At 34.8% G+C, this 23,382-nt stretch carries 12 protein-coding genes; 3 read left to right on the forward strand and 9 right to left on the reverse strand.

The genetic code is table 11. The features are described 5' to 3' along the window. Positions 1–167 precede the first annotated feature (167 nt). The 9 genes from CXF54_RS00275 to CXF54_RS00315 all read right to left on the reverse strand — a co-directional run bounded on the left by CXF54_RS00275 (position 168) and on the right by CXF54_RS00315 (position 16,892). The gene (locus tag CXF54_RS00275) at positions 168–2,120 is read right to left on the reverse strand and encodes a YgiQ family radical SAM protein (protein WP_101201981.1); all 1,953 of its coding nucleotides are present in this window, start codon (positions 2,118–2,120) and stop codon (positions 168–170) included. 215 nt (positions 2,121–2,335) lie between these two features. Further along, positions 2,336–3,760 (reverse strand): alpha-amylase family glycosyl hydrolase, encoded by a 1,425-nt coding sequence (locus CXF54_RS00280; RefSeq protein ID WP_101201982.1) that lies wholly within the window; start codon positions 3,758–3,760, stop codon positions 2,336–2,338. 411 nt (positions 3,761–4,171) lie between these two features. Next, entirely contained in the window at positions 4,172–5,848 is a 1,677-nt protein-coding gene (locus CXF54_RS00285) for an alpha-amylase family glycosyl hydrolase (RefSeq protein WP_101201983.1), read from the reverse strand. A gap of 7 nt (positions 5,849–5,855) precedes the next feature. Further along, the gene (locus CXF54_RS00290) at positions 5,856–9,332 is read right to left on the reverse strand and encodes a TIM-barrel domain-containing protein (RefSeq protein WP_232782533.1); all 3,477 of its coding nucleotides are present in this window, start codon (positions 9,330–9,332) and stop codon (positions 5,856–5,858) included. A 47-nt stretch (positions 9,333–9,379) separates the two neighbouring features. Next, positions 9,380–11,299, reverse strand: coding sequence for a glycoside hydrolase family 13 protein (locus CXF54_RS00295; RefSeq protein WP_101201984.1), 1,920 nt, complete (start codon positions 11,297–11,299; stop codon positions 9,380–9,382). Positions 11,300–11,318: 19 nt separating this feature from the next. Then, positions 11,319–13,625, reverse strand: a complete 2,307-nt coding sequence (locus CXF54_RS00300) for a glycoside hydrolase family 65 protein (RefSeq protein ID WP_101201985.1) — start codon at positions 13,623–13,625, stop codon at positions 11,319–11,321. Between the two features lie 60 nt (positions 13,626–13,685). Beyond that, positions 13,686–14,342: a beta-phosphoglucomutase gene (gene pgmB / locus CXF54_RS00305; RefSeq protein ID WP_101201986.1), complete on the reverse strand. Its 657-nt coding sequence runs from the start codon at positions 14,340–14,342 to the stop codon at positions 13,686–13,688. Positions 14,343–14,345: 3 nt separating this feature from the next. After that, entirely contained in the window at positions 14,346–15,719 is a 1,374-nt protein-coding gene (locus CXF54_RS00310) for an MFS transporter (RefSeq protein ID WP_101201987.1), read from the reverse strand. 132 nt (positions 15,720–15,851) lie between these two features. Continuing rightward, positions 15,852–16,892 (reverse strand): LacI family DNA-binding transcriptional regulator, encoded by a 1,041-nt coding sequence (locus tag CXF54_RS00315; RefSeq protein WP_090836469.1) that lies wholly within the window; start codon positions 16,890–16,892, stop codon positions 15,852–15,854. Positions 16,893–17,161: 269 nt separating this feature from the next. On the opposite strand from CXF54_RS00315, the gene CXF54_RS00320 reads away from it, so the two are divergent. Genes CXF54_RS00320 through CXF54_RS00330 form a run of 3 tightly spaced genes read left to right on the forward strand, consistent with a single transcriptional unit; the run spans position 17,162 to position 23,326 of the window. Then, a complete protein-coding gene (locus tag CXF54_RS00320) occupies positions 17,162–20,071 on the forward strand; it encodes a SusC/RagA family TonB-linked outer membrane protein (protein ID WP_101201988.1) in 2,910 nt (969 codons plus the stop codon). A 15-nt stretch (positions 20,072–20,086) separates the two neighbouring features. Continuing rightward, positions 20,087–21,976: a RagB/SusD family nutrient uptake outer membrane protein gene (locus CXF54_RS00325; RefSeq protein WP_101201989.1), complete on the forward strand. Its 1,890-nt coding sequence runs from the start codon at positions 20,087–20,089 to the stop codon at positions 21,974–21,976. A gap of 12 nt (positions 21,977–21,988) precedes the next feature. After that, entirely contained in the window at positions 21,989–23,326 is a 1,338-nt protein-coding gene (locus tag CXF54_RS00330) for a SusE domain-containing protein (RefSeq protein WP_101201990.1), read from the forward strand. The last annotated feature ends 56 nt before the right edge of the window (positions 23,327–23,382 follow it).

Here is a 23,382-nt window from a genome sequence, read left to right on the forward strand (position 1 = left end):
AAGTTTATGAAGAAGCAGCACGCAACACTCCGCAACAATGTCCCCTTGAGGGGACCGCAGGGGTGTTCACGCTCAGCTATGTCCGACCCACTCAGAAGAACCACTAAGATATTCAACAAAAAAAACCACTAACATTAGTGGCTTTTTTGTTTATGACTAGTCTGTTTTTAACGACGTTTCTTTTTAGACTTAAATTGAGCCTTATCTTTTCGTTGATTAAAAGGAACCGCATCATTAAACGTATTCTTAGCATCACCTTTAGGTGCGTTTTTACGCCATTTTTCTGCTTTCTCTGGTAGTAACACTTTTAGTAAATCTTGACGCCCTAATTTGTTTAGGGTCTTTTTGATCCACGCTTTATTTTCATCTTTATACCAGAAGAAAAAACGGTGTTGCTCGTCTTTCTCTTTACGTGTAATTGGTGTATTTACTTTTTTAAGTGTGTATGGATGGTATCCACTGTAATAAATTACGGTAGCAACAGTCATAGGCGTCGGTGTAAACCCTTGCACTTGCTCTAACTGAAATCCTAAATCCTTAGTTTCGGCAGCTAAGTTAGCCATATCTTCCACCTCACACGCTGGGTGATTAGATATAAAATACGGAATCAACTGTAGTTTTAAACCTTTAGCGATATTAATCTTATCAAAACGCTCTTTAAACTTATGGAAGTATTTAAACGATGGTTTACGCATCAGTTTTAATACAGGATCACTAGTATGCTCTGGCGCCACTTTAAGTCGACCAGAAACGTGCTTAGTCATCACCTCTTCCGTATAAGCATCAAGCTCTTTAGGATCGGCATTTTTATTAAATTCTGGCACCAACATATCGTGTCGTATTCCAGAACCTATAAATGATTTTTTTACTTTTGGATGCTTATCTACCGCTTGGTACAAATCCGTTAACGGTTTATGTGACGTATCTAAATTACTACATATTACTGGCGAAATACAACTAGGCGCAACACACTTGTCACAAATAGACTGTACTTTACCCTTCATCTGATACATATTAGCACTTGGCCCTCCAATATCACTTAAATACCCTTTAAAATCAGGCATATTAGCAACCGTATCTACTTCTTTTAAAATTGACTCTTGACTACGCGATGCAATAAATTTTCCTTGGTGTGCTGATATGGTACAAAAGCTACAACCACCAAAACACCCTCTGTGAATGTTGATAGAAAACTTGATCATTTCAAACGCAGGAATTGGTCCACGCTTATTATATTTTGGATGTGGTAATCTTGTGTATGGTAAATCAAAAGACGCATCAATCTCCTTTTCCGTCATGGTTGGATAAGGTGGATTAATCATTAAGGTCTTCTCTCCTACTTTCTGAAAAATTCGTCTAGCAGCCAATTTATTGGACTCTTGCTCTATAACTTTAAAGTTAGAAGCATACTGTTTTTTATCACTTAAACATACTTCATGGGATGAGATCTCGATATCTTCCCAATTTGCATTTTTAGGAATACTGTCTCCTTTATCTAAAAGAACAGCAGTTTGTAATACTGTATTAATACTATTAAAAGGCACTCCTTTTTCAAGTAAACGCACCACTTCACGTAAGGGTTGTTCTCCCATTCCGTAAACCAACATGTCTGCTTTTGAAGTTTCTAAAATAGAAGGCATTAATTGATCACTCCAATAATCGTAATGTGTTACACGACGCAAAGACGCTTCAATACCACCAATTAAAACAGGTGTGTCTGGCCACTTATCTTTTAAAATTTTAGAATATACTGATGTTGCGTAATCAGGTCTAAACCCAATATCTCCATTTGGAGTATACGCATCTTTATCACGTTTCTTTTTATTAGCGTTATAATTACTAATCATTGGATCCATACAACCACCTGTAACACCAAAAAATAATTTAGGCTTCCCTAGTTTAACAAAATCCTGAAGATTATCGTTAACATTTGGTTGCGGAACAATGGCTACACGTAAGCCAAAACTTTCTAACATGCGCCCAATTACCGCTGGACCAAACGTTGGATGATCGACGTAAGCATCCCCACTAAAAAGGATAACATCTAGTGCTTCCCATCCGCGTATTTTCACCTCTTTGTTTGTGGTAGGTAACCAATCTGAAAGTTTTAATTCTTGCATAGTCTGCAAAAATAGTCAAAAAAAGACTCTTAAACACTATTGTAAAAGGGTTTAGCATATTTTTTAATATAAATAATGCCATTCTAACTTAACAGGTAACACTACTGACCCTCAACTAGTTTAAACAAACACCCTTTATTTAATCCATTAATTCAGGTCTATAAAATAGAAAAGTTGGCACGACGTCCAACTTTTCTAACACACTACTAATTCTGTTAATTCTGCTTTACAAAGACTTTGTATTCATTAGCAGCCAATGGAATAGCATCTCCTTTTAACACGACCGTTTGATTGGTCATAAAATCAAGATATTGCCCTTTTTGTGGCAGATTTGCGTTTACACTTGCTTTAGACACATTAGCAATAAAAACAACCTCATCACCTCCATTTGTTCTTGAAAAAGACAAGATAGCTGTTCCGTTATCAATCGGTGTATATTTTGCTGATGCTTTTCCTCCGTACAATGCTTTATTACTTTGTTTTAGCGTTGCTAATTTTTCTAATAAGGCCCACGTGTTTCCTTTGGTATGCGGGAAACTATCTTTTTCAAAAAATAATAACCTGTGATCTAAATCAAACTCTTGTCCCGAATAAATTAATGGCATTCCTGGCGTTAAAAAACTTAAGGTTGTCATCATTTCTGAAGCCTCTCCCATACGTTCTTTTACAGTACCATTCCATGAGTTTTCATCATGATTGGTTACAAAATTCATTAAAATATCATTAGTTGCATAACGCTCATCATCTGTTTTCATCGCAGTATACCATTCTGACACATCGCTGTCTCCTTTTGCAATATGGTTCATGGCATGATGTCTATCCCATCCATATCCCATATCAAATAAACCGTCTTCTAACAATTCTGGCTTCCAAGCTTCAGCTAGCATAAAAATGTCTTTTTTAGCGCGCAATTCAGGAATAGCTTGTTGCCAAAAATTGGTTGGCACAGAACCTGCCACATCACATCTAAAACCGTCAACACCTTCTTCTGTCAACCAATAGCTCATATCCTTAATCATTGCCTTACGCATCTCTTGATTGTCGTAATTTAAATCTGCAACATCCGTCCAATCCGTATCCAAAGGATGTACTACTTCTCCTTTATCATTTTGTGTGTAAAATTCTGGATTAGTCTTTAACCAGGTGTGATCCCAACCTGTATGATTAGGCACCCAATCCAAAATTACATAAATCCCGTTATCATGAGCAGTCGTTAATAATGTTCTAAAATCTTCAATCGTTCCAAATTCCGGATTGATTTTAGTAAAATCAGATACTGCATAATAACTTCCTAAATATTTATCTTGTTCTGCTTCTGGAAACTCAGATGCAAACTTACTATCTGCTCCTCCAGTTGCTTTACGTTTTGTTTCCGAAATAGGAAAAATAGGCATTAACCAAATCACTTTTACACCTATTTGTTTTAACTGCGGAATGTCCTTTGTGAATTGTTCAAAGGTCCCTTCTGGGGAATATTGTCTGATATTAGCTTCATAAATAACAGCAGTTTCTAAAACTGAATCCGATATGGATTTAAGTGCTACTTTTTCTTCTGAAACTACTTTTGTTTCAGTTTGTTTTTGTTCTTCTTTACATGCAAACATGGTCAGGATTGCTAGGGATAAAATTATTTTTTTCATTGTATATTATTTTTGTGAGTACTTCGACTGCGCTCAGTGTGACATTGGTTGTTTCTAATAGAGATGATATTTTTATCTGCTTCTTTTGAATGTTATGTTTTTTACTTTAAATCTTGCTTATATCTTGCGAGCACTTCGACTGCGCTCAGTGTGACATTGGTAGTTTTTAATAGAGATGATATTTTTGTCTGCCTCTCTTGAATGTTATGTTTCTTACTTTAACTTTTACTTATAACTTATGAGCACTTCGACTGCGCTCAGTGTGACATTGGTAGTTTTTAATAGAGATGATGTTTTATTTACCTCTTTTGAATTTTATATTTTTTACTTTAAATCTTACTTATAACTTATGAGCACTTCGACTGCGCTCAGTGTGACATTAGCTCAGTGTGACATTAGTTATTTGCGAGATTAGTTGTTTACTTTTTCTAATAAAATAATATTTGTATCTGTTACTATTGTAACCGTTCCATTTTTAACTTCTAAAGTTTGTCCCGAATAAAAATCTTTAACAGTTGTTCCGTTTTCAAACACGGAAGACACCGTAATAGTTTGTTTTCCTTTAGGTAAGTCTAAACCAATAACAACGTCATCTTTATACTCTCCTTTACTATAACTTCTACTAAAAAGATAAGGCGTCTCGCTTATCATCTTATGTTGTCCTGCTCCTACTGCTGGATGATTACGTCTAAATTGACCTAGTTTTTGCCAATGGATTAATAAGTCCTGTTTTTGAGATAATTCTTCCCAATTCATGTTACTTCTTAAGGTCGCATCTCCTACGGTACCTTCCACAGTTAAATCTCTTGCAGACTCATCACCATAATAGATTTGAGCAGTTCCTGGAGACAATAATAAACGGGTAGCAGTTTCGAATGGTTTTTCTCTGTTTTTATCAAATGGTTGCCCATCATCATGAGAGGTTAAGTAGTTTAAAACACCATATTTTTTTAATTCATTATTTAAAATACTATCGTAGGTCTTAAACTGCTCTTCATACTTTTGTTGCGCCGCATTCCATTTAAATTCAAAATTGATTAAGCTATTAAATGCGTTATCAAAATAGTTGATTTTTTTGTCTCCAAAATCAAAAGCAGTTCCTGCCGAAATTCCGTAATTATAAACTTCTCCGACCATATAAAAGTCAGTATCATCTAATACCTTATCTGGATTGTTCTGCTTAAATTCCGCGAAAGCGTTATCACAAACCAACTTAAACTCTTGCCAAACATAAGCTTCCGTATGTTTTACGGTATCTACTCTATAACCATCAATTCCGAAATCAGTGATATAATCGCTTAACCATTTCATGATATAAAAACGAGGTGCACGAGGATAACCCGTTGCCTTAAAAAACGCATCTAACTCTGCAACCTCTTGCTCATAACGCCCTTCTGCTTTCCACTTTTTGACTAATTCAGGTGGTAAAGCGACAGCCTCATTGCTTTCTGTTTTTATATCTGGAAGATTCTCAACTAACGTACATGTTACTGTATTATCGTAATTTTTATAGTCACATTGTGGTCCCGTTCTTACCCAATCACTTGGCCAAACAGGATCTTGTTCTGTAACTGGACCTGTGTGATTAATTACTGCATCTAGCAACACCCGAATGCCTTTTTTATGCGCCGCATCTACTAAATTTTTAAGGTCTGCTTTGTTTCCTAGATTGGCATCAATAGTAGTCCAATCTTTAGTCCAATAGCCATGATATCCATACGTGTTTCCTGTTCCTTCATTGGTTGCTCCGTGAATTTGCTCCACAATTGGAGACATCCAAATCGCATTAACCCCTAAATCGGTAAAATAACCCGCTTCAATCTTTTGCGTAATCCCTTTTAAATCGCCACCTTCAAAACCACGTAAAACGCCTGTTTCTTTTGTACGTCCGTAGCTAATATCGTTGGTTTTATCGCCATTATTAAAACGATCCGTTAACAGAAAATATAAATTTGCTGCTTCCCAAACAAAAGGTGTTTCCATAGTCTTTGGTTTTTGATTTTCGGCTAAGTCTTGTGCTTCTTTTTTCTCAGTTTTACAACTGAAAATAAGCATTATTATTGCTAATAAAAGTATCCCTTTTCTCATATTATACTTAATATTTTATTTGTGTTTTGATGGCTGATGAAGGATTCCATTGCACATCAAAACTTAAAATCTTACTAATTTGGTTATAATTGAAATCTAATTTTTTGCTATCTATTTTTATACGCTTCGGGTCCGATGGAAAATTATGAATCACCACCGTTATTTTTTCACTTGTTGTTGCGTAATTAGAACCAACCTCAGCGTCAAACTGAAGCTCCAGCGCTTTTTTAGTGGTTTTAGAATGAAACTTTAAAATCTCATATTTCCCTTTTTCAAAAGCATTTTTAGTAGCTCCATCATCATTATAAAGTGTACGCTGACTTTCTGAAACCGATGCATCAAAATAGTAATGTAAGTCCAATGTGCTTCCGTTATACTCCGCTGTACTTTGCATTGGTTTTGCGGTCGGAATAAAAGCACCACCACGAACATATGTCGGAATGTTATTTTCTTCCGTTTTCACGGAAAGTGCTTGTCCTCCGTTTACCTTTTTGTCCGTGTAAAAATCAAACCAATTACTGTTTTTAGGAAAGTAAACTTCTGTTTCCGTTTGATTAGGATTTACAATTGGTGTCACTAAAAAGTCATTCCCCCAAAGGTATGTTGAAGCCATAGTTTGCAGTTCTTTATTGTCTTCCTCTTCAAAAAACAAGGCTCGCATTAAAGGTGCTCCGGTTTGGTTGTTTTCAAACACCAAGTTATAATTATATGGTAATAATTTATAACGTAGCTCGATAGCCTGTTTTGCTAAGGCTTTGGCTTTATCACTTCTAAACACAGGTTCTGCTGGTACATCTTCTTGCGCATGCGGTCTGTAAATAGGTTGAAAAACACCATACTGTAACCAACGGGCATACAACTCGTCATCCAAATTAGCGCCTGCAAAACCTCCTAAATCACTATGCATATACGCCAATCCTTGCAACCCCATTTGTAATGCGATTTCTGGTTGCGATTGTAATCCGCCCCATGTACGATTAACATCTCCAGACCAAGGAATCATTCCAAAACGTTGCGACCCCGAACTTCCTGCACGCATCAAAATAAATGGTCTTGTATTTGGCGCATTCTTACTATACATTTCTTGTACTAATTCGGCCCAATTATGACCGTAAATATTATGAACTTCGTCTGCTGTTCCTGTGGCGTGTTGTAATCCTTTAGGATGCACTTCTGGCTCTCCTAAATCGCCCCAAACCCCAGAAACACCTAAATCCGATAAGTCTTTATAGATGTTTTGAAACCATTGTTTGCCCTTTGGGTTATAAATATCTATCAGTCCTGTATTACCAAAATAAAAATCGAATGTAAATGGGTTTCCAAGTGTATCTTTTGCTAAAACATCTTCTTTAACCGCTTCTTCCCAACGTTTAGATGTGGTTAATACAAACGGTTCTGTTACCAATACCGTTTTTACGTTATTATCCTGCAGTCCTTTTATCATCTGTTTTGGATTAGGAAACGAATCGCGATCAAATGCTAAATTTCCCATTGTTCCTTGGACGGTTTTTCCAAACCAAAAAATATCAATAATTATGGCATCTAACGGAATCTTCTCGTCTATAAACTTCTTAACCGTTTCTTCGACTTCTTGTTGCGAATGATAGCCAAAGCGACTAGAAAAGTTACCTAATGCCCATCGTGGTGGCATCGGTTGTCTTCCTGTTAATTGCGTGTAGTTTTTTGTTAGATCTAACCAAGAATCGCCAACCACAATTTGATAGGTTTTTCTACCTGAGATGGTTTCGTAAGTCAGTGTATTGTCTTGTTTAGAATCTAAATCTAAAAAGCCAATGGGCGCATTATCAAAATGAATTAAATACTTGTTTGAAGACACCACAATTGGCATCGTGTAATTCATTAATTCACTACGGTCTTCATAACCATAATGCGCTTTGTTGTATAACTCTAATCGGTTTCCTCTGCGATTCATGCCTAATGCTCTTGCGCCTCCACCGTATAAAACTTCGTCTGGTTTTAAGTTGAAACTAATAGTTTCAAATTGGTCTGTTTTTTGGTAACCATTTTTAACCGACGTGATTTCTTTTCCGTCTTTCCAATAGGAAATATGAAAAGGTGCTTTGGTGATTTTTACTGTTATTTTTTTAGATTGAAAACTAATCTCTGAAGTTGTCTCATAAAATTTTACATCAGAAAGCGTTTTATCCAAAACAACAGCATGTGATTTTTTATCAAATGTTTCACCTGTTGGTGAAAATGTAGTTTCGATAATTTCAGGATTGTAAAAATAGATGGAATAGCTTCCTTCTGAAACCTGAATATTTAATTGATTATTTTGAAATTTAACAGACTTAAACGCTCTTTTTTCAATCGCGTCTTCAAACAACCAAGTAATGGCTTCAGCAAAATTATTACTCCAAAGTGCTTCGTTATGTTTTCCTTCTGGCACTACTTTAGATTGGATGTTTTTTTCAGGAAAACCGCTCTTTTTTAAAATAGAAATAACACTACTCATGTCTGTAACGGTTTGGCTAATCTGATTATATCCTGCGTTCTCACCTTCTTTTCCTCCTGCTAAAAAATACATTTTAGTATCTTGAAGATTAGCATGAGACACAGTAAAAGGCTTTACTTCTGGAGCAAACCAAAATGCAGGAGAATACACACCAACTTTACCAAAAACTGTTGGGTATTTTAGCGCCGCATAATGCGAAATTAAACCTCCCATAGAACTTCCAAAAATGGCTGTATTGCTTCTGTCTTTTTTAGTGTTATAATTAGTGTCTATATAAGGTTTTAGCGTGTTTACAATAAAATCCACATACGCTTCTCCTTCGCCTCCACCATATGTACTGTTTACCCACGGGGAATATTCGTCAAGACGTTTTGAGTCCCCGTGATCTATACCAACCACAATAAGTTTTAAGTTGTCTTTGAATAATTTATCTAAAGTTTCGTCTACATTCCACTCACCATAACCAGAAGTAGTTGCGTCAAAAACATTTCGACCATCATGCATATAAACTACAGGATAATCTTGTTTTGATGTGTTATAATCTGGAGGTAAATAGATCCAAACACGACGTTTTCTATTAAGTTGTGGGATATTAAAAGTTTCTGAAATAATGGATACATTTTTTGAAGCTGTCGAGACTTCCTTAGTATCAAACAAATGACTCCAACCTGCTATTTTAACGTGTATTGTGTCGTTAGGTTTATTAAACTTATAGATACGATTATCTATTTTCTCACCTGTATTGCTACTCTCTGAAGCATCCCAACTCCCTAAGGTAAACTTATATAAAATACGTTGTTCTGTTTTGGGAAGTGTGATTTGATACTGTCCATTTACTAATTGTAACTGGTAATCTTTATGTCCACCAGACCAGCCTTCAAAATCGCCAGAAATAAAAATCGTTGTTTCTTTTGGTGTATCTTTTGGAAGTTCTTCAATAATTATTGTGACTTGTGCTGATGCTATTTGAAATAGCAAAAAAGATAATATGTATAATAAATTTTTCATTATTTGAGTTTATGAAACACTTCGACTGAGCTCAGTGTGACAACGGTTTATAATTTAGTGGTTAATAACAGACTCCCTCTTTCGTTTAAGATAATTTTATCTTGCCACTTGAAAGTTTCACCAGAAATTATATTTTTTAATGTCTTTCCATGTAATCCTACTTCTTGAAACCGTTTTAAATCGATGGTCATTGGTGTTTCATTCTTATTAATGATTACAACAACGGTTTCCTCTTTAATACTTCTGAATAAAACATACGTGCCCATAAATGGTGCAAAGTGCATGGTTTTCCCGTCGTGAATAGCAGTACTTGTTTTTCTGTAATTCAATACTTTTTTAAGGAATGACTGCATGTCCTTTTGAGCATCTGTCAACCCTTCTCCTGAAAATGCATTAACAGTATCACCTTCCCATCCTCCTGGGAAGTCAGTACGAATCAAACCATGGTCTCCAGGTTTTGCAAAGTCGTCCATTAAAATTTCTGTTCCGTAATATAATTGCGGAATTCTAGGTAAGGTTAATAGGTAACTTAAAGCCATTTTCGTGTTTGGCACATCCCCTTTTAATTGTGTAAAAATGCGACTCATATCATGATTATCCGGAAATATCATAATATCTTTTGGAGAGGCATATGCAAAATCGTTTGCTAAGCCTTCATATATTTTAACCAAACCTTTATCCCAAGATTCTTCTTGATTTAAAGCCTCCACAATATTGTTTTGCATTGCAAAATCCATGGTTGACCTTAAATTAGATTGGTAACCATCTTTATTCTCATGCCCTTTTTGCCAATACCCAATTAGTAATGGGTTGTAACTCCATTCCTCTCCTACAATACTAAAATTAGGATACTCGTCCATGATAGCTCCAGCCCAATCCGACATAAACATTTTGTCTGGATAAGGATAAGTATCTTGTCTGATTCCGCTTAATTGTAAGGTTTCAATCCACCAAATACTATTCTGAATTATATAGTTAGCCATAAACGGATTACGCTGATTTAAATCTGGCATTCTTGCGCTAAACCAACCTTCAGTCATTTCAGTCTTATCACGATTTGAAGCATACAAATCTTGGTTACTTGTACGTCTGTGATTAGAATTAGCTAATGGTTGTTTATTTTCAAAATTAGATTGCTGATTAACCCAATCTTTAAAAGGTAAATCTTGCATCCACCAATGTTGGCTTCCACAATGGTTTGCGACTTGATCCATGATTAAACCAATACCTTTTTCTTTAGCTTTTACAGCTAATTCTTGATACTTTTCTAGAGTTCCAAAACGTGGATCTACTTGATAAAAATTCGTCATTGCGTAACCATGATATGACGATTCGGGCATATCATTAGTTAACAATGGACACGACCAAATTTGGGTAAACCCCATCTCCTGAATATAATCCAAATGATTTATGATCCCTTTTATATCACCACCATGTCTACCATAATCGTCTGCTCTGTTTATGGTTTTCTCGTTTAAATTGACATCTATATCATTAGAAGTATCTCCATTTGCAAAACGATCAGGCGTTATTAGATAAATAGCATCACTACTATCAAATCCTTGTATATCCGCAGCCTCGCTTTCCCTATCTTTTAATTGGTAGGTTTGTACAAGTTGCGTTCCGTTTTTAAAATCGAAATAAATATTAAACTGTCCTGCTTTGGCATGCTCCGCTATAGACAGTCCTAAAAATAAATAATTAGGACTATCCGCCTTATGGGCTTTATCAATAGACACACCTGGATACTTTATGCTTGCTTTTGCTTCAGAAATATTAGGATGTTTGACTAATAACTGGAGTTGTTTATTTTTAAAACCAACCCACCAATTAGGAGGTTCAATCCTTTCTATGTCATTTTTAACTTCGGTTACAACCTCAGAAACTTTAGCGTCTTCAATCTTTTTTTTACAAGAAAAACTAACACTAATTAAAACGATTAATGCTATGTGAATTAATTTTGTCATCTTAATTAGTGTCTTTAGTTTATGCTTTCACCAAGTTATTTGGCGAAATAGTCAAGGGATTATTATTTACTATTATGTTCAAATCTGTATTACCTTCTAACTCGAAAGTAGTTTCTGATTGTGACACATTTACTTTTAATATTTGGTCTCTAAAATTGACTTTAAATGAATACGCGTCCCATTCTTTAGGAATACGAGGTTCAAAATTTAGCATATCATTTTTAATACGCATCCCGCCATAACCTTCGACAATACTCATCCAAGTACCTGCCATACTAGTAATATGCAAGCCTTCTTCTACCTCTTTATTATAATCGTCTAAATCTAAACGAGAGGTACGTAAATAGAACGTATATGCTTGATCCATTTGATCTAACTTAGCAGCCTGAATACTATGCACACAAGGTGACAACGAGCTTTCATGCACGGTAAATGGTTCGTAAAAATCAAAATGACGTTTCAATTCTTCAGTAGAAAATTGGTCTTCAAAAAAGTAAAACCCTTGTAACACATCAGCCTGTTTAATGTAAGGCGAACGTAAAATCCTATCCCAACTCCACTTCTGATTTATTGGTCGATCTACTTTTGGTAAATCCGCTACAGTAATTAATTCTTTATCTAAAAAGCCATCTTGTTGTAAATACACTTGATGCTTTTCAGAATATGGGAAATACATATTATCTGCAACTTTTTGCCAAGCATGTAACTCTTCGTGAGTGATTTTTGTTTTGCCCGTAATACGCAAATAATCGTCGTGATGTCCTTCTTTGACTTTCTCTATATTTTCTAACGCATAATCAATACACCATTTAGCTAAATAGTTAGTGTAAAAATTATTATTGATGTTGTTTTCATATTCGTTAGGACCAGTAACACCTAAAATAACGTATTGGTTTTTATCTGTTGAAAACGTAGCACGTTGTTGCCAGAATCTAGCTATTCCGATAAGGACTTCTAATCCCATTTCTGGAATATAACTGTAATCGCCAGTGTAACGATAGTAGTTAAAAATAGCGAACGCGATAGCTCCATTTCTATGGATTTCCTCAAAGGTAATTTCCCATTCGTTATGGCACTCTTCACCATTCATGGTCACCATTGGGTATAATGCTGCTCCGTTTTTAAAACCTAACTTTTCGGCATTTTCAATCGCTTTTTCTAAGTGATTATATCTGTATTTTAATAAGTTACGCGCGACGTTTTGATCTTTGGTAGCCATATAAAACGGAATACAATACGCTTCCGTATCCCAATAAGTACTTCCACCATATTTTTCTCCTGTAAATCCTTTTGGACCAATATTTAGACTAGAATCTTTACCTAAATAGGTTTGATTTAATTGAAAAATATTAAAACGAATCCCTTGTTGTGCTTTTACATCTCCATCAATAGTGATATCTGACATTTTCCAAATAGCATCCCAAGCTTGCTTTTGCGCTTCTAAAAGCTGTGCAAACCCTTTTTCTGAGGCTGTAAGTAAAGCTGTTTTTGCTGCTGAAACTAATTCCGTTTTATCGTGATTACGATCTACAGTATAACCTCCAAACTTAACAACACTTGCTGTTTGTCCTTTTGCAACCGAAAGACTATAAGTAAATGTAATCCCATTTTCCTGTTGGTAAACTTCAGGATTTTGCTCTTGTTTTTTGTTTTCTAAAGACACTGAAGCCTGCATAAACGTACAAGTATGAAAACCTGTTTTCATGGTTTTTGCTTCAATAAAAGCCTTATCATTTTCTGTAGTCACTTTTAAAGTATCCCAAAATTGGTCATCCCAATTGGTATCTTCATTAGTAATTCCTGAATCTAAATACGGTTGAAATTTAATAATAGCGTCTCCATTTAAAGGTGTTACTTGGTAATTAATTGCACCAACCTCATCTAAATCTAAACTTAAAAAACGTATTGTTTTAACCTCTACTTCTAATTTATTTGGAAGCGTTGCTGTAAACGTTCTAGACAACCAACCTTCTTTCATGTTTAGCTCTCTTCTAAAATTAGTGATTGCAACACAGGTATTTAAATCTAGTTGTTCGCCATTAATTTCGACATTAATACCAATCCAATTTGGTGCATTTAGCACTTTTGCAAAATATTCTGGATAACCATTTTTCCACCAACCCACTCTGGTTTTGTCTGGATAATAAACCCCTGCAATGTAACTTCCTTGAAAGGTTGGACCGGTGTACTGTTCTTCAAAATTAGCACGTTGTCCCATGGCGCCATTTCCGATACTAAATAAACTTTCTGAAGATTTTACGCGATCTGCATCAAAACCTTCTTCAATTATAGACCAATTGTCTGGTTGTATATAATCTTGATTCATTTTCTTATATTTTTTTGATAACATACACTTCGACTACGCTCAGTGTGACAATCAATATTTTTATCTATTTATTAATTCTTCTATAAAGCTATTTTCTATTTCAGTAAAATCCGAAAAGATATAATCAGCCTCATGTAATACATTTCTTTCTCCAATACCAATAGATATCATGTTAGCAGTATTAGCTGCTTGAACACCTGCTACTGAATCTTCAAACACGATACAATTTTCTGGTATCATATTTAAATGCTGTGCTGCTATTAAAAACACCTCTGGATCTGGTTTTGCTTTGCTAACATCGTTACCATCCACAATAGCATCAAACTTAGAAAGCAAGTTGACTTTGTCTAAAATTGGGCGTGCATTTTTACTAGCAGAACCTAAAGAAATTGGTTGTTTTTGAGCAATTAAATACGCTAATATTTTAGGTACATCAGGTAAGACTTCTTCATCATTCATTTTTTCAATGAAGCTTAAATACTCTTCATTTTTTTTACCCATTAATGAGGCGAACAGTTCTTCTGAAATAGTTTTATTTCCCCATTCCAATATTTTCTCTAATGATTTTACGCGGCTAACACCTTTAAGTTGCTCGTTTTGCTCGTGTGTAAAATCAATACCTATACTTTTTGCAAGGTTTTGCCAAGCCAAAAAGTGGTATTTTGCAGTGTCTACGATGACACCGTCTAAATCGAATATGAATCCTTTTTTATTCATCTTTTAAATTTCTTCTGCTTGGTATGTAATTGCGTTTTTGTTGGTAATTAATAAGTTGCAAAGTCCTGCAATTATTAAGCTAATTCCTGCAACAGTCATTGCATTTATAGCATCATCACCTAATAGTCCTGAGATAAAATTAATACCTCCAAGTGCTGCGATAATTTGCGGAATAACAATAAACATATTGAAAATCCCCATAAACATTCCCATTTTTTTAGGGTCTACAGAACTTGATAACATGGCGTAAGGCATAGATAAAATACTACCCCAAGCAAACCCAATTAATGCAAAGCACCATTTTAAGTTATCTGGAGATGTGTAGTTCATCAATACAAAACCAAGACCTCCTAAGATTAGAGATGCCATATGGACATACTTTCGGTTAATATTTTTTCTAGAGGTATAAAACACTAATAATAAAGCAAACGCCATAGAAGATAATCCATAAACCCCCATTGCAGATCCTATTGCATTTGACGATTCTTGAAAGGCAGTATTTACAACATTAAAAGCTTCGGCTTGAGCCGGAATAGTCATGTCATAAGCAGTCTCTACAGGAGCTGGTGTTTTAAACACATGCTCTGTTAGTGCCGGATTTGCCATGCTCCACATGGTAAAAAATGCAAACCATGAGAAAAACTGGATTAAGCCAAGTTTTTTCATTGTTAGTGGCATGTTTCCAATATTATTTAGAATGTCTGGAATGAATTGGTTTTTCTTAGCCTTTTCTTTTTTGAAAGCTTCCATATCCTCTGGTGGATATTCTGTAGTTGTAAGCACCGTGTAAAGGATACTTCCTAGAAACACTAGAGCACCTATTGCAAATGATAATTTTACAGACATGGGTAAAACCCCTGAGTCCGCAGAATTACTTATCCCAAAATAGGATACTATTTCCGGTAAACTACTAGCAATCCATGTTCCTATTCCAATAATTAAAGCTTGCATTACAAATCCGTAAGAGCGCTGAGACTCTGGTAATTTATCCGCAACTAAAGCCCGAAAAGGCTCCATTGAAATATTAATAGAAGCATCTAGAATCCATAAAAGACCTGCTGCCACCCACAATACAGGAGAATAAGGCATAAAAAATAAAGCCATAGTACTAAGTACCGCTCCAATTAAAAAATAAGGTTTTCTTCGTCCCCATCTTTCGCTCCAAGTACGATCACTCATATAACCAATAATAGGCTGAACAAGCAAACCTGTTAAAGGTGCAGCAATCCAAAGCATAGGGATCTCATCAGGAGCAGCTCCTAATGTTTGAAATATTCTTGTCATTGAAGTGCCTTGTAAGGCGAAACCAAATTGAATTCCTAAGAAACCGAAACTCATGTTCCAGATTTCTAAAAAACCAAGTGTGCGTTTTTTCATAATAGTATTTTATTAGTTGATACTATTTGATAAGCGAAAAAACCTATCAAAACTATATTACCTGAGAAGTAAAAATATAAGTTTTGAATGCTGTAAAGATATAAAAGTTTTTAAATGACCAAGGTTATTTTTTTATTTTGTTGAATTTCGTTCTATCAATTCTGTTTCAATAACTACGGTTTCGTAGATGTCTTCTTCATCTTCACGCTCTAGATTATTTATCAATAATTCGGCTGCTTTTTCACCTATTTTCTGACCGTGTTGACTTACGGTAGTTAAGGCTGGTACTGCATGTTTAGACAATACACCATCTGTAAAACCAATAATTTGAAGATCGTCTGGAATATTCATTTTTAACTTTCTGGCTACCTTCATTGCTGTAATTGCATACAACTCATTTACAGCAAAAATACCATCCAATTTTTTATTGTTTCTAAACAAATTTTCGATTTCTTTTTCAAGAGAATCTAAATGATCTTCCGATAATAACTCATCATCCACCTTTAAAATCAAGCTTGCTTTTGGGTTAATTTTATGTTCTTCTAAAGCTTCTAAATACCCTTGCGTTCTTAATTTTCCGACACTAACATAATCTTTAGTGGTTATAATGGCTATATTTTTACAATCATTACTTATTAGCTTACTAACCGCCTTTTTTGCACCTAAAACATCATCTACAATTATTTTATCACACTTTATAGCATTGACGACGCGATCAAACATCACGATAGGCATTCCTTGATTAATCGTTTCGGTAAAATGATGGTAATCTTGTTGTTGTAACGTCTCTTTTGCAATAGACAATATAAATCCGTCAATACTTCCATTGGCTAACATTTCCATGTTGATTACCTCTTTTGCAAACGATTCATTTGACAGTCCAACAATAACATTATATCCTCTTTTATTGGCTACTGCTTCAATACCGCTAATAACCTTAGAAAAGAAGTGATGTACTATTTCTGGTATGATAATACCTATAGTTTTTGTCTTTCTGTTTTTTAAGCTAAGTGCTATATTATTAGGTCTGTAGTTATAAAATTTAGCAAAAGCTTGTACTTTTTGACGGGTGTCTTCGCTAATTTCAATACTATTTCTTAACGCTTTAGAAACCGTAGAAATAGACACATCTAATTCTCTCGCAATTTGTTTAAGTGTTATTCTTTTTTTCATAAATAAGATGGTTGTTTGGCTGTGCGTTTGAGATTTAACACATTTATGACCCTAAACTTAATAGTTTATATCAAATATTCATTAAAAAATGACGATTATTCATTATTCAATGGTCATTTTTCTCAAATACTCAAAAAGTTGTCAACACGAAAACGTTTTCGTAGCACATTCTCAAAATTGAGATAAAAAGTTAACATAAAATTTACATAGCTTTATCCTCGAGAAGTAGAAATATACATTTAAAATTTAAACTAATTTAATATTATTGTATGAAAACAATTTTTAAAAGGCTTCTATTAGCTTTACTGTTTATACCAACTGTTTTACTTGCACAAAGTACAGTTACAGGGACAGTTACTGAAAAAGCTTCAGCCTTACCCATACCTACGGTTAATGTTATTATAAAAAACACAACTAAAGGTACAGCTACGGATTTTGATGGTAATTACTCACTTGATGTTAACAATGGAGACGTTTTAGTATACTCTTACATTGGTTATGTCTCTCAAGAAATAACATATACAGGTCAATCTAAATTAAATGTTGCTCTAGTTGAAGATGCTGCACTTTTAGATGAAATTGTAGTTATTGGTTATGGTGGTGTAAAAAAAGAAGATTTAACAGGAACAACAGATTTACTAACCAGCGAAGACTTTAACAAAGGACCAATTGTATCTGCACAATCACTTATTAGTGGTAAAGTAGCAGGTGTAAATGTAACTTCTGGAAGTGGAGCGCCTGGAGAAGGACAAAGCATTACTATACGTGGAGCAGGATCTTTATCCTTAACTACAGAACCACTTTACGTTATTGACGGAATCCCGTTAGATAACGGTGGTGTTGGAGGAACTAGAAACCCTTTAAACTTTATTAATCCAAATGATATTGAAACTTTTGTAGTCTTAAAAGATGCCTCTTCCACAGCAATCTATGGATCTAGAGCTGCCAATGGTGTTATTTTAATTACTACTAAAAAAGGAAAAAACAAAGACTTTAAATTTAACGTAAGTTCTCAAACTACGGTTTACAGTCCAATTGATAATGTTGATGTATTATCCGCAGATCAATTTAGAACCTTAATTAATGATATAGGTACGCCTGCTCAAATTGCACAATTAGGAAATGCAAATACAGACTGGCAAGACGAAATATACAAAACAGCCTTTGGACAAGACCATAACTTTAGTGCTTTAGGTAATGCTTTTGGTGTACCAATGCGTGCGTCTTTAGGATATTCTGAACATGACGGAATATTAGATGGCGACAATTTAAAACGTACAACAGGATCAATAAGTCTCACTCCAAGTTTATTAGAAGACCATTTAACCGTACAATTAAATGCTAGAGCAATGTATACTGAAAATACATTTTCTGATAGAGGAGCTATTGGAAGTGCTGTAAGTTTTGACCCTACACAATCTATTTTAGATCCTAACTCACAATACGGTGGATATTTTGCATGGTTAGATGCAGGAACAGGAAACCAAAATAACTTAGCGCCAACTAACCCATTAGCTTTATTAAACCTAAAAGATGATACTGCAGAAGTTAGACGTTTTGTTGGTAGTGCTAAATTTGATTATAAAATACATGGTTTTGAAGATTTAACTGCAACAGTTAATCTTGGTTACGACACTTCTAACAGTCATGGTCGTACAGTAACTTCAGAATTTATTCCTACATCAGACCCAACCTTTAACGGTTCTAAAACTAGTTATTCTCAAAACTCTGACAACAAAGTTTTTGATGCGTATTTAACGTATAACAAAACATTTAAAGATGTTCATAATCTAACAGTTGCCGGAGGTTACGCCTACCAGTCTTTTGAATATGATAACTTTAGTAATGATAGCGAAGCTCAAGAAGATGGGAACCAGTTTGAGTTTATAGATAAATCTAAAAATGTTTTATTATCTTATTTTGGAAGAGCTAATTATAATTACGATAGTAAATATTATTTAACTGCTACCGTAAGAGCCGATGCTTCTTCAAAATTAAACCCAGATGACCGTTGGGGAATTTTCCCTTCTGTTGCTGCCGCATGGAGTGTACACAAAGAAGATTTTATGCAAGATTCTTTCTTTAACGAATTAAAATTACGTGTTGGTTATGGTGAAGTAGGAAACGTAAACGGATTAGGTGACTACCAGTTTTTAACACGATATAACGGAAGTACAGATACTGCTAATTACCAATTTGGTACTGGTTTCTTTCAAACCTACAGACCTGAACCTATTAACAAGGATTTACGTTGGGAGATTGGAAAAACATTTAATGTTGGTTTAGACTATGCCTTTTTAAACAGACGTATTTCAGGATCGGTTAACGCTTACGTAAAAGAAACTAACGACCTAATTGCTTCTGCACTTGTAGATCCTTTTACAAACTTTGGAAACAGAGTAAACAAAAACATTGGTAATATGGAAAACAAAGGTTTAGAATTTAACCTTAACGTTATTCCTGTAAAAACAGACGATTTTGAATGGTCCGTTAACTACAATGTTTCTTTTAATGACAATACAATTACAAAGCTTAATGTAGACCAAGCACAGGGTGGTATTTCTACAGGAACTGGTAACACGGTTCAAATTCATCGCGAAGGAGAATCTGCTAATAGTTTTTATGTTTTTGAACAAGTATATGATGCTAACGGAACACCATTAGAAGGTGTTTTTGTAGACAGAAACGGAGATAACGTTATAAACGACGAAGACAAATACATCAAAGAAGATCCATTTGGAGATATCTTAATGGGCTTTAATACAAATGCTAGTTATAAAAACTGGGACTTCTCTTTACAATCAAGAGCTAGTGTAGAAAACTATATGTATAATGATGTAGAAGCTAATAGAGGTGTTTTACTTAACGCAACTAACAATAACATTTTATCTAACATTCATTCAGATTATTACAACAGTGGATTTACGGTAATTAGTGATAGAACAGCTACTAGTGACCATTTTGTGCAAGAAGCATCTTTCTTTAAAATAGACAACATCACAATTGGTTATACTTTAGATAAAGTAAAAAACACAACGTTTAGGTTTTACGGATCATTACAAAACGTTTTAACAATAACAGATTACAGTGGATTAGATCCTGAAATTAATTTAGGTATTGATAATAACTTTTATCCAAGACCTAGATCTTTTGTAATGGGTGTAAACATTGATTTTTAATAAAAAAGCAGAAAAATGAAAAAAGAACTTAAACATTTAATTGTAATCATGTTACTATCCTTAGGATTTGTATCATGTCATGACGATTTAGATCAGTCTCCGATTGATCCAGATAGTTTTACCGAAGAAGATGTGTTTGCTAATGCAACAGAAGCAAAAGGGGCTTTAGCAAAACTATATGCCAGTTTAGCATTGACAGGACAACAAGGTCCTTCTGGACAAGCAGATATCGCAGATATAGATGAAGGATTTTCTCAATACTCGCGTATGCTTTTCAACTTAAACGAATTAACTACAGATCACGCAGTTGTTGGTTGGGGAGACGCAGGTTTGCCTGATTTACACGGGCAATATTGGTCTGGAAGTAATGACTTTAGTGAAGCTATGTATTACAGATTAGCACAAGAAGTTTCTTTTTGTAATTCTTTTATAGGCAATGCAGCTGCATTAACAGATGCTGAGGTTAGTAATTTTATTGCGGAAGCTCGTTTTTTAAGAGCCTTTGCATACTATAACTTAATGGACTTATTTGGTAGTGTGCCTTTAGTTACAGAAGTAACAACAGACTTACCGTCTCAAGCTTCAAGAACCGAATTGTTTAATTTTGTTGAATCAGAATTATTAGCAATTCAAGGCGAATTAAAGCCTGGTCGTTCTAACGAGTATGGACGTGTAGACGAAGTTGCTGCTTGGGCTTTACTATCTAAACTATACTTAAATGCAGAAGTTTGGACAGGAAGCGCACGTTATACTGACTGCGTAACGTATTCTAATAATGTTATTAACTCTGGATATAGCATTAACATGAATGATGCTAATGGTAACGGAACTGCTTATGACGAATTATTCTTAGCAGATAACGATACTAACGGAGCACAAGACGAATTTATCTTTGCTTTAAATTTTGATGGTCTTAGATCTCAAACTTATGGTGGTACTACATTTTTAGTACATGCTGCTATTGGTGGATCTATGGATGCAACAGAATTTGGTGTAAATGGTGGTTGGGCCGGAATTAGAACAACTAAAAATCTTGTCGAAAAATTCGCTGCCAATATAGACGATTTAAATGCTGATTTAGGAACGCAATCAGATTGGGGACTTGTTGGAGATGGTACACCAAATGGATGGGACGGACCAGATACAGAAATGTTTCAAACTGGATCTAATCAATTTGGTCTTTATGTAGATTTAACTGATGGTTTCATGAAATTTAGATTTAATGAAGATTGGGGAAATAACTACGGAGACGATGATCCACAAGATGGTGCTTTAGAAAATGGAGGTGGAAACATTCCTGTAACTGCAGGAACATATTACATTACTTTAGATCTTAATGCATTAACCTACACAATAACACCTTTTACAGCAGATAAAAGAGGAATGTTTTATAGTGATGGACAAAACTTAGAAATCGAATCTATTCCGCCTTTCGAGAATGGTTATGCGGTGACTAAATTTAAAAACGTAGATAGTGACGGATTTCAAGGTAGTGATGCTGCTGGAGACTTTGTAGATTCTGATTTACCATTAATTCGTTTAGCCGAAATTTATTTAAACTACGCCGAAGCGACTGTTAGAGGTGGTGGCGGAGATTTAGGTTTAGCAACAATGAAGATTAACGAATTAAGAGAAAGAGCTACAGGTGGTGCTTTCGCTAATATTTCAAGTGGAGATATCACGTTAGACTTTATTCTTGATGAAAGATCTAAAGAATTATACTGGGAAGGTCAAAGACGTACTGATTTAATTAGATACGATTACTTTACTACAGATGCTTATTTATGGCCATTTAAAGGTAACGAACCAGCAGGAACTTCAGTGTCAAGCTTTAGAAACCTTTTCCCATTACCAACTAGTATTATTACAGTTAATCCTAACCTTTCTCAAAACGAAGGGTACTAAAACCGTATTAAAATGAAAAAATTAATTAATAATTCCATTACCTTATTAGCACTTTTATTTGTGCTAGTAAGTTGTGATGATAATGAGTTAACAACGTTAAACACGGGTGTAAATACTGAGTTAAGTGTTTCTGAACAAACGTTAGTGTTAACTGAAGAATTAGCAGAAACAGAAGTCTTAACCTTAAATTGGACAGATCCAGATTATGGTTTTAATGCTGCTGCTAATTATAAAATTCTAATAGATTTTACTGGTGGTGATTTTAGCGCACCTCAATCTATTTCAGCTGGATCAGATTTAGTAAAAATCTTATTAGGTCAAGAGATAAACAGTAAATTGCTATCTCTAGGAATTGTTCCTAATACAGCTACTGATATTGATTTTAAAATACAAACAACGCTTAGTGAAGGGACGGTATTTACTTCTAACGTAAAAACGGTTAATATTACAGCATATTCATCTTTATTAGACCTATCTACAAACTTAGGTTTAGTGGGAGATGCCACTCCTGGAGGTTGGGATGCAGGAACAGACAGACCAATTTTAGATGTACCGTTTTACACAACAAGCACACCAAATCAATACGTTGCCTATGCAACACTTAGAGATGGCGAAATGAAGTTTAGAAAAGACAACCTTTGGACAGAAAATTATGGTGACGATGGTGCTGATGGATCAGTAGAACCTAACGCTGCTAATATCCCTGTAACTGCTGGTACTTATAAAATTACTGTAATGACGGATGATGCTGCAGTACCTTTATCTTATACATTAGAACCTTTTTCTTGGGGAATTGTTGGTGATGGTACACCAAATGGATGGGATGGACCAGACACACAATTAACTTATAATTCTTTTCAAGACAACTTTAAACTTGCGGTGACATTAACCGATGGTGAAATGAAATTTAGATTTAATAATGACTGGGGTGTAAACCTTGGTGATGATGGTCTAGATGGTATTTTAGAAGTTGGAGGAGGAAATATACCTGTAACTGCTGGACATTACATTTTAACTTTAGATTTAAATGCACAAACGTACGAGTTAGAACCAATGGATGTTTGGGGACTTGTAGGTGATGCTGCTCCTAATGGATGGGATGGACCAAACGTTAAGTTTTTACCAGATTTTGGAATCAACGAAGGCTTTTATTACATCAATGGTGTTACATTAACTGATGGTGAGATTAAAATACGTCAAAACGATGCATGGGGTCTTAACTATGGTGATGATGGTAACGATGGAACAATGGAAGTTGGAGGTGCTAACATACCTGTAACTGCTGGAATCTATAATATTGTATTTGACTTTTCTGGGGCTGATCCTATGATTAGTTTAAACCAATGGTAAAAAACATCAAGTTTTAAGTATAACAAAAAGGTCTGCATCAATTAGTTTTCTATAAT

Origin of the sequence: Olleya sp. 1-3 (genome assembly GCF_002836085.1) — a bacterium.
In the GTDB taxonomy this organism is placed as follows: Bacteria; Bacteroidota; Bacteroidia; order Flavobacteriales; family Flavobacteriaceae; genus Olleya; species Olleya namhaensis.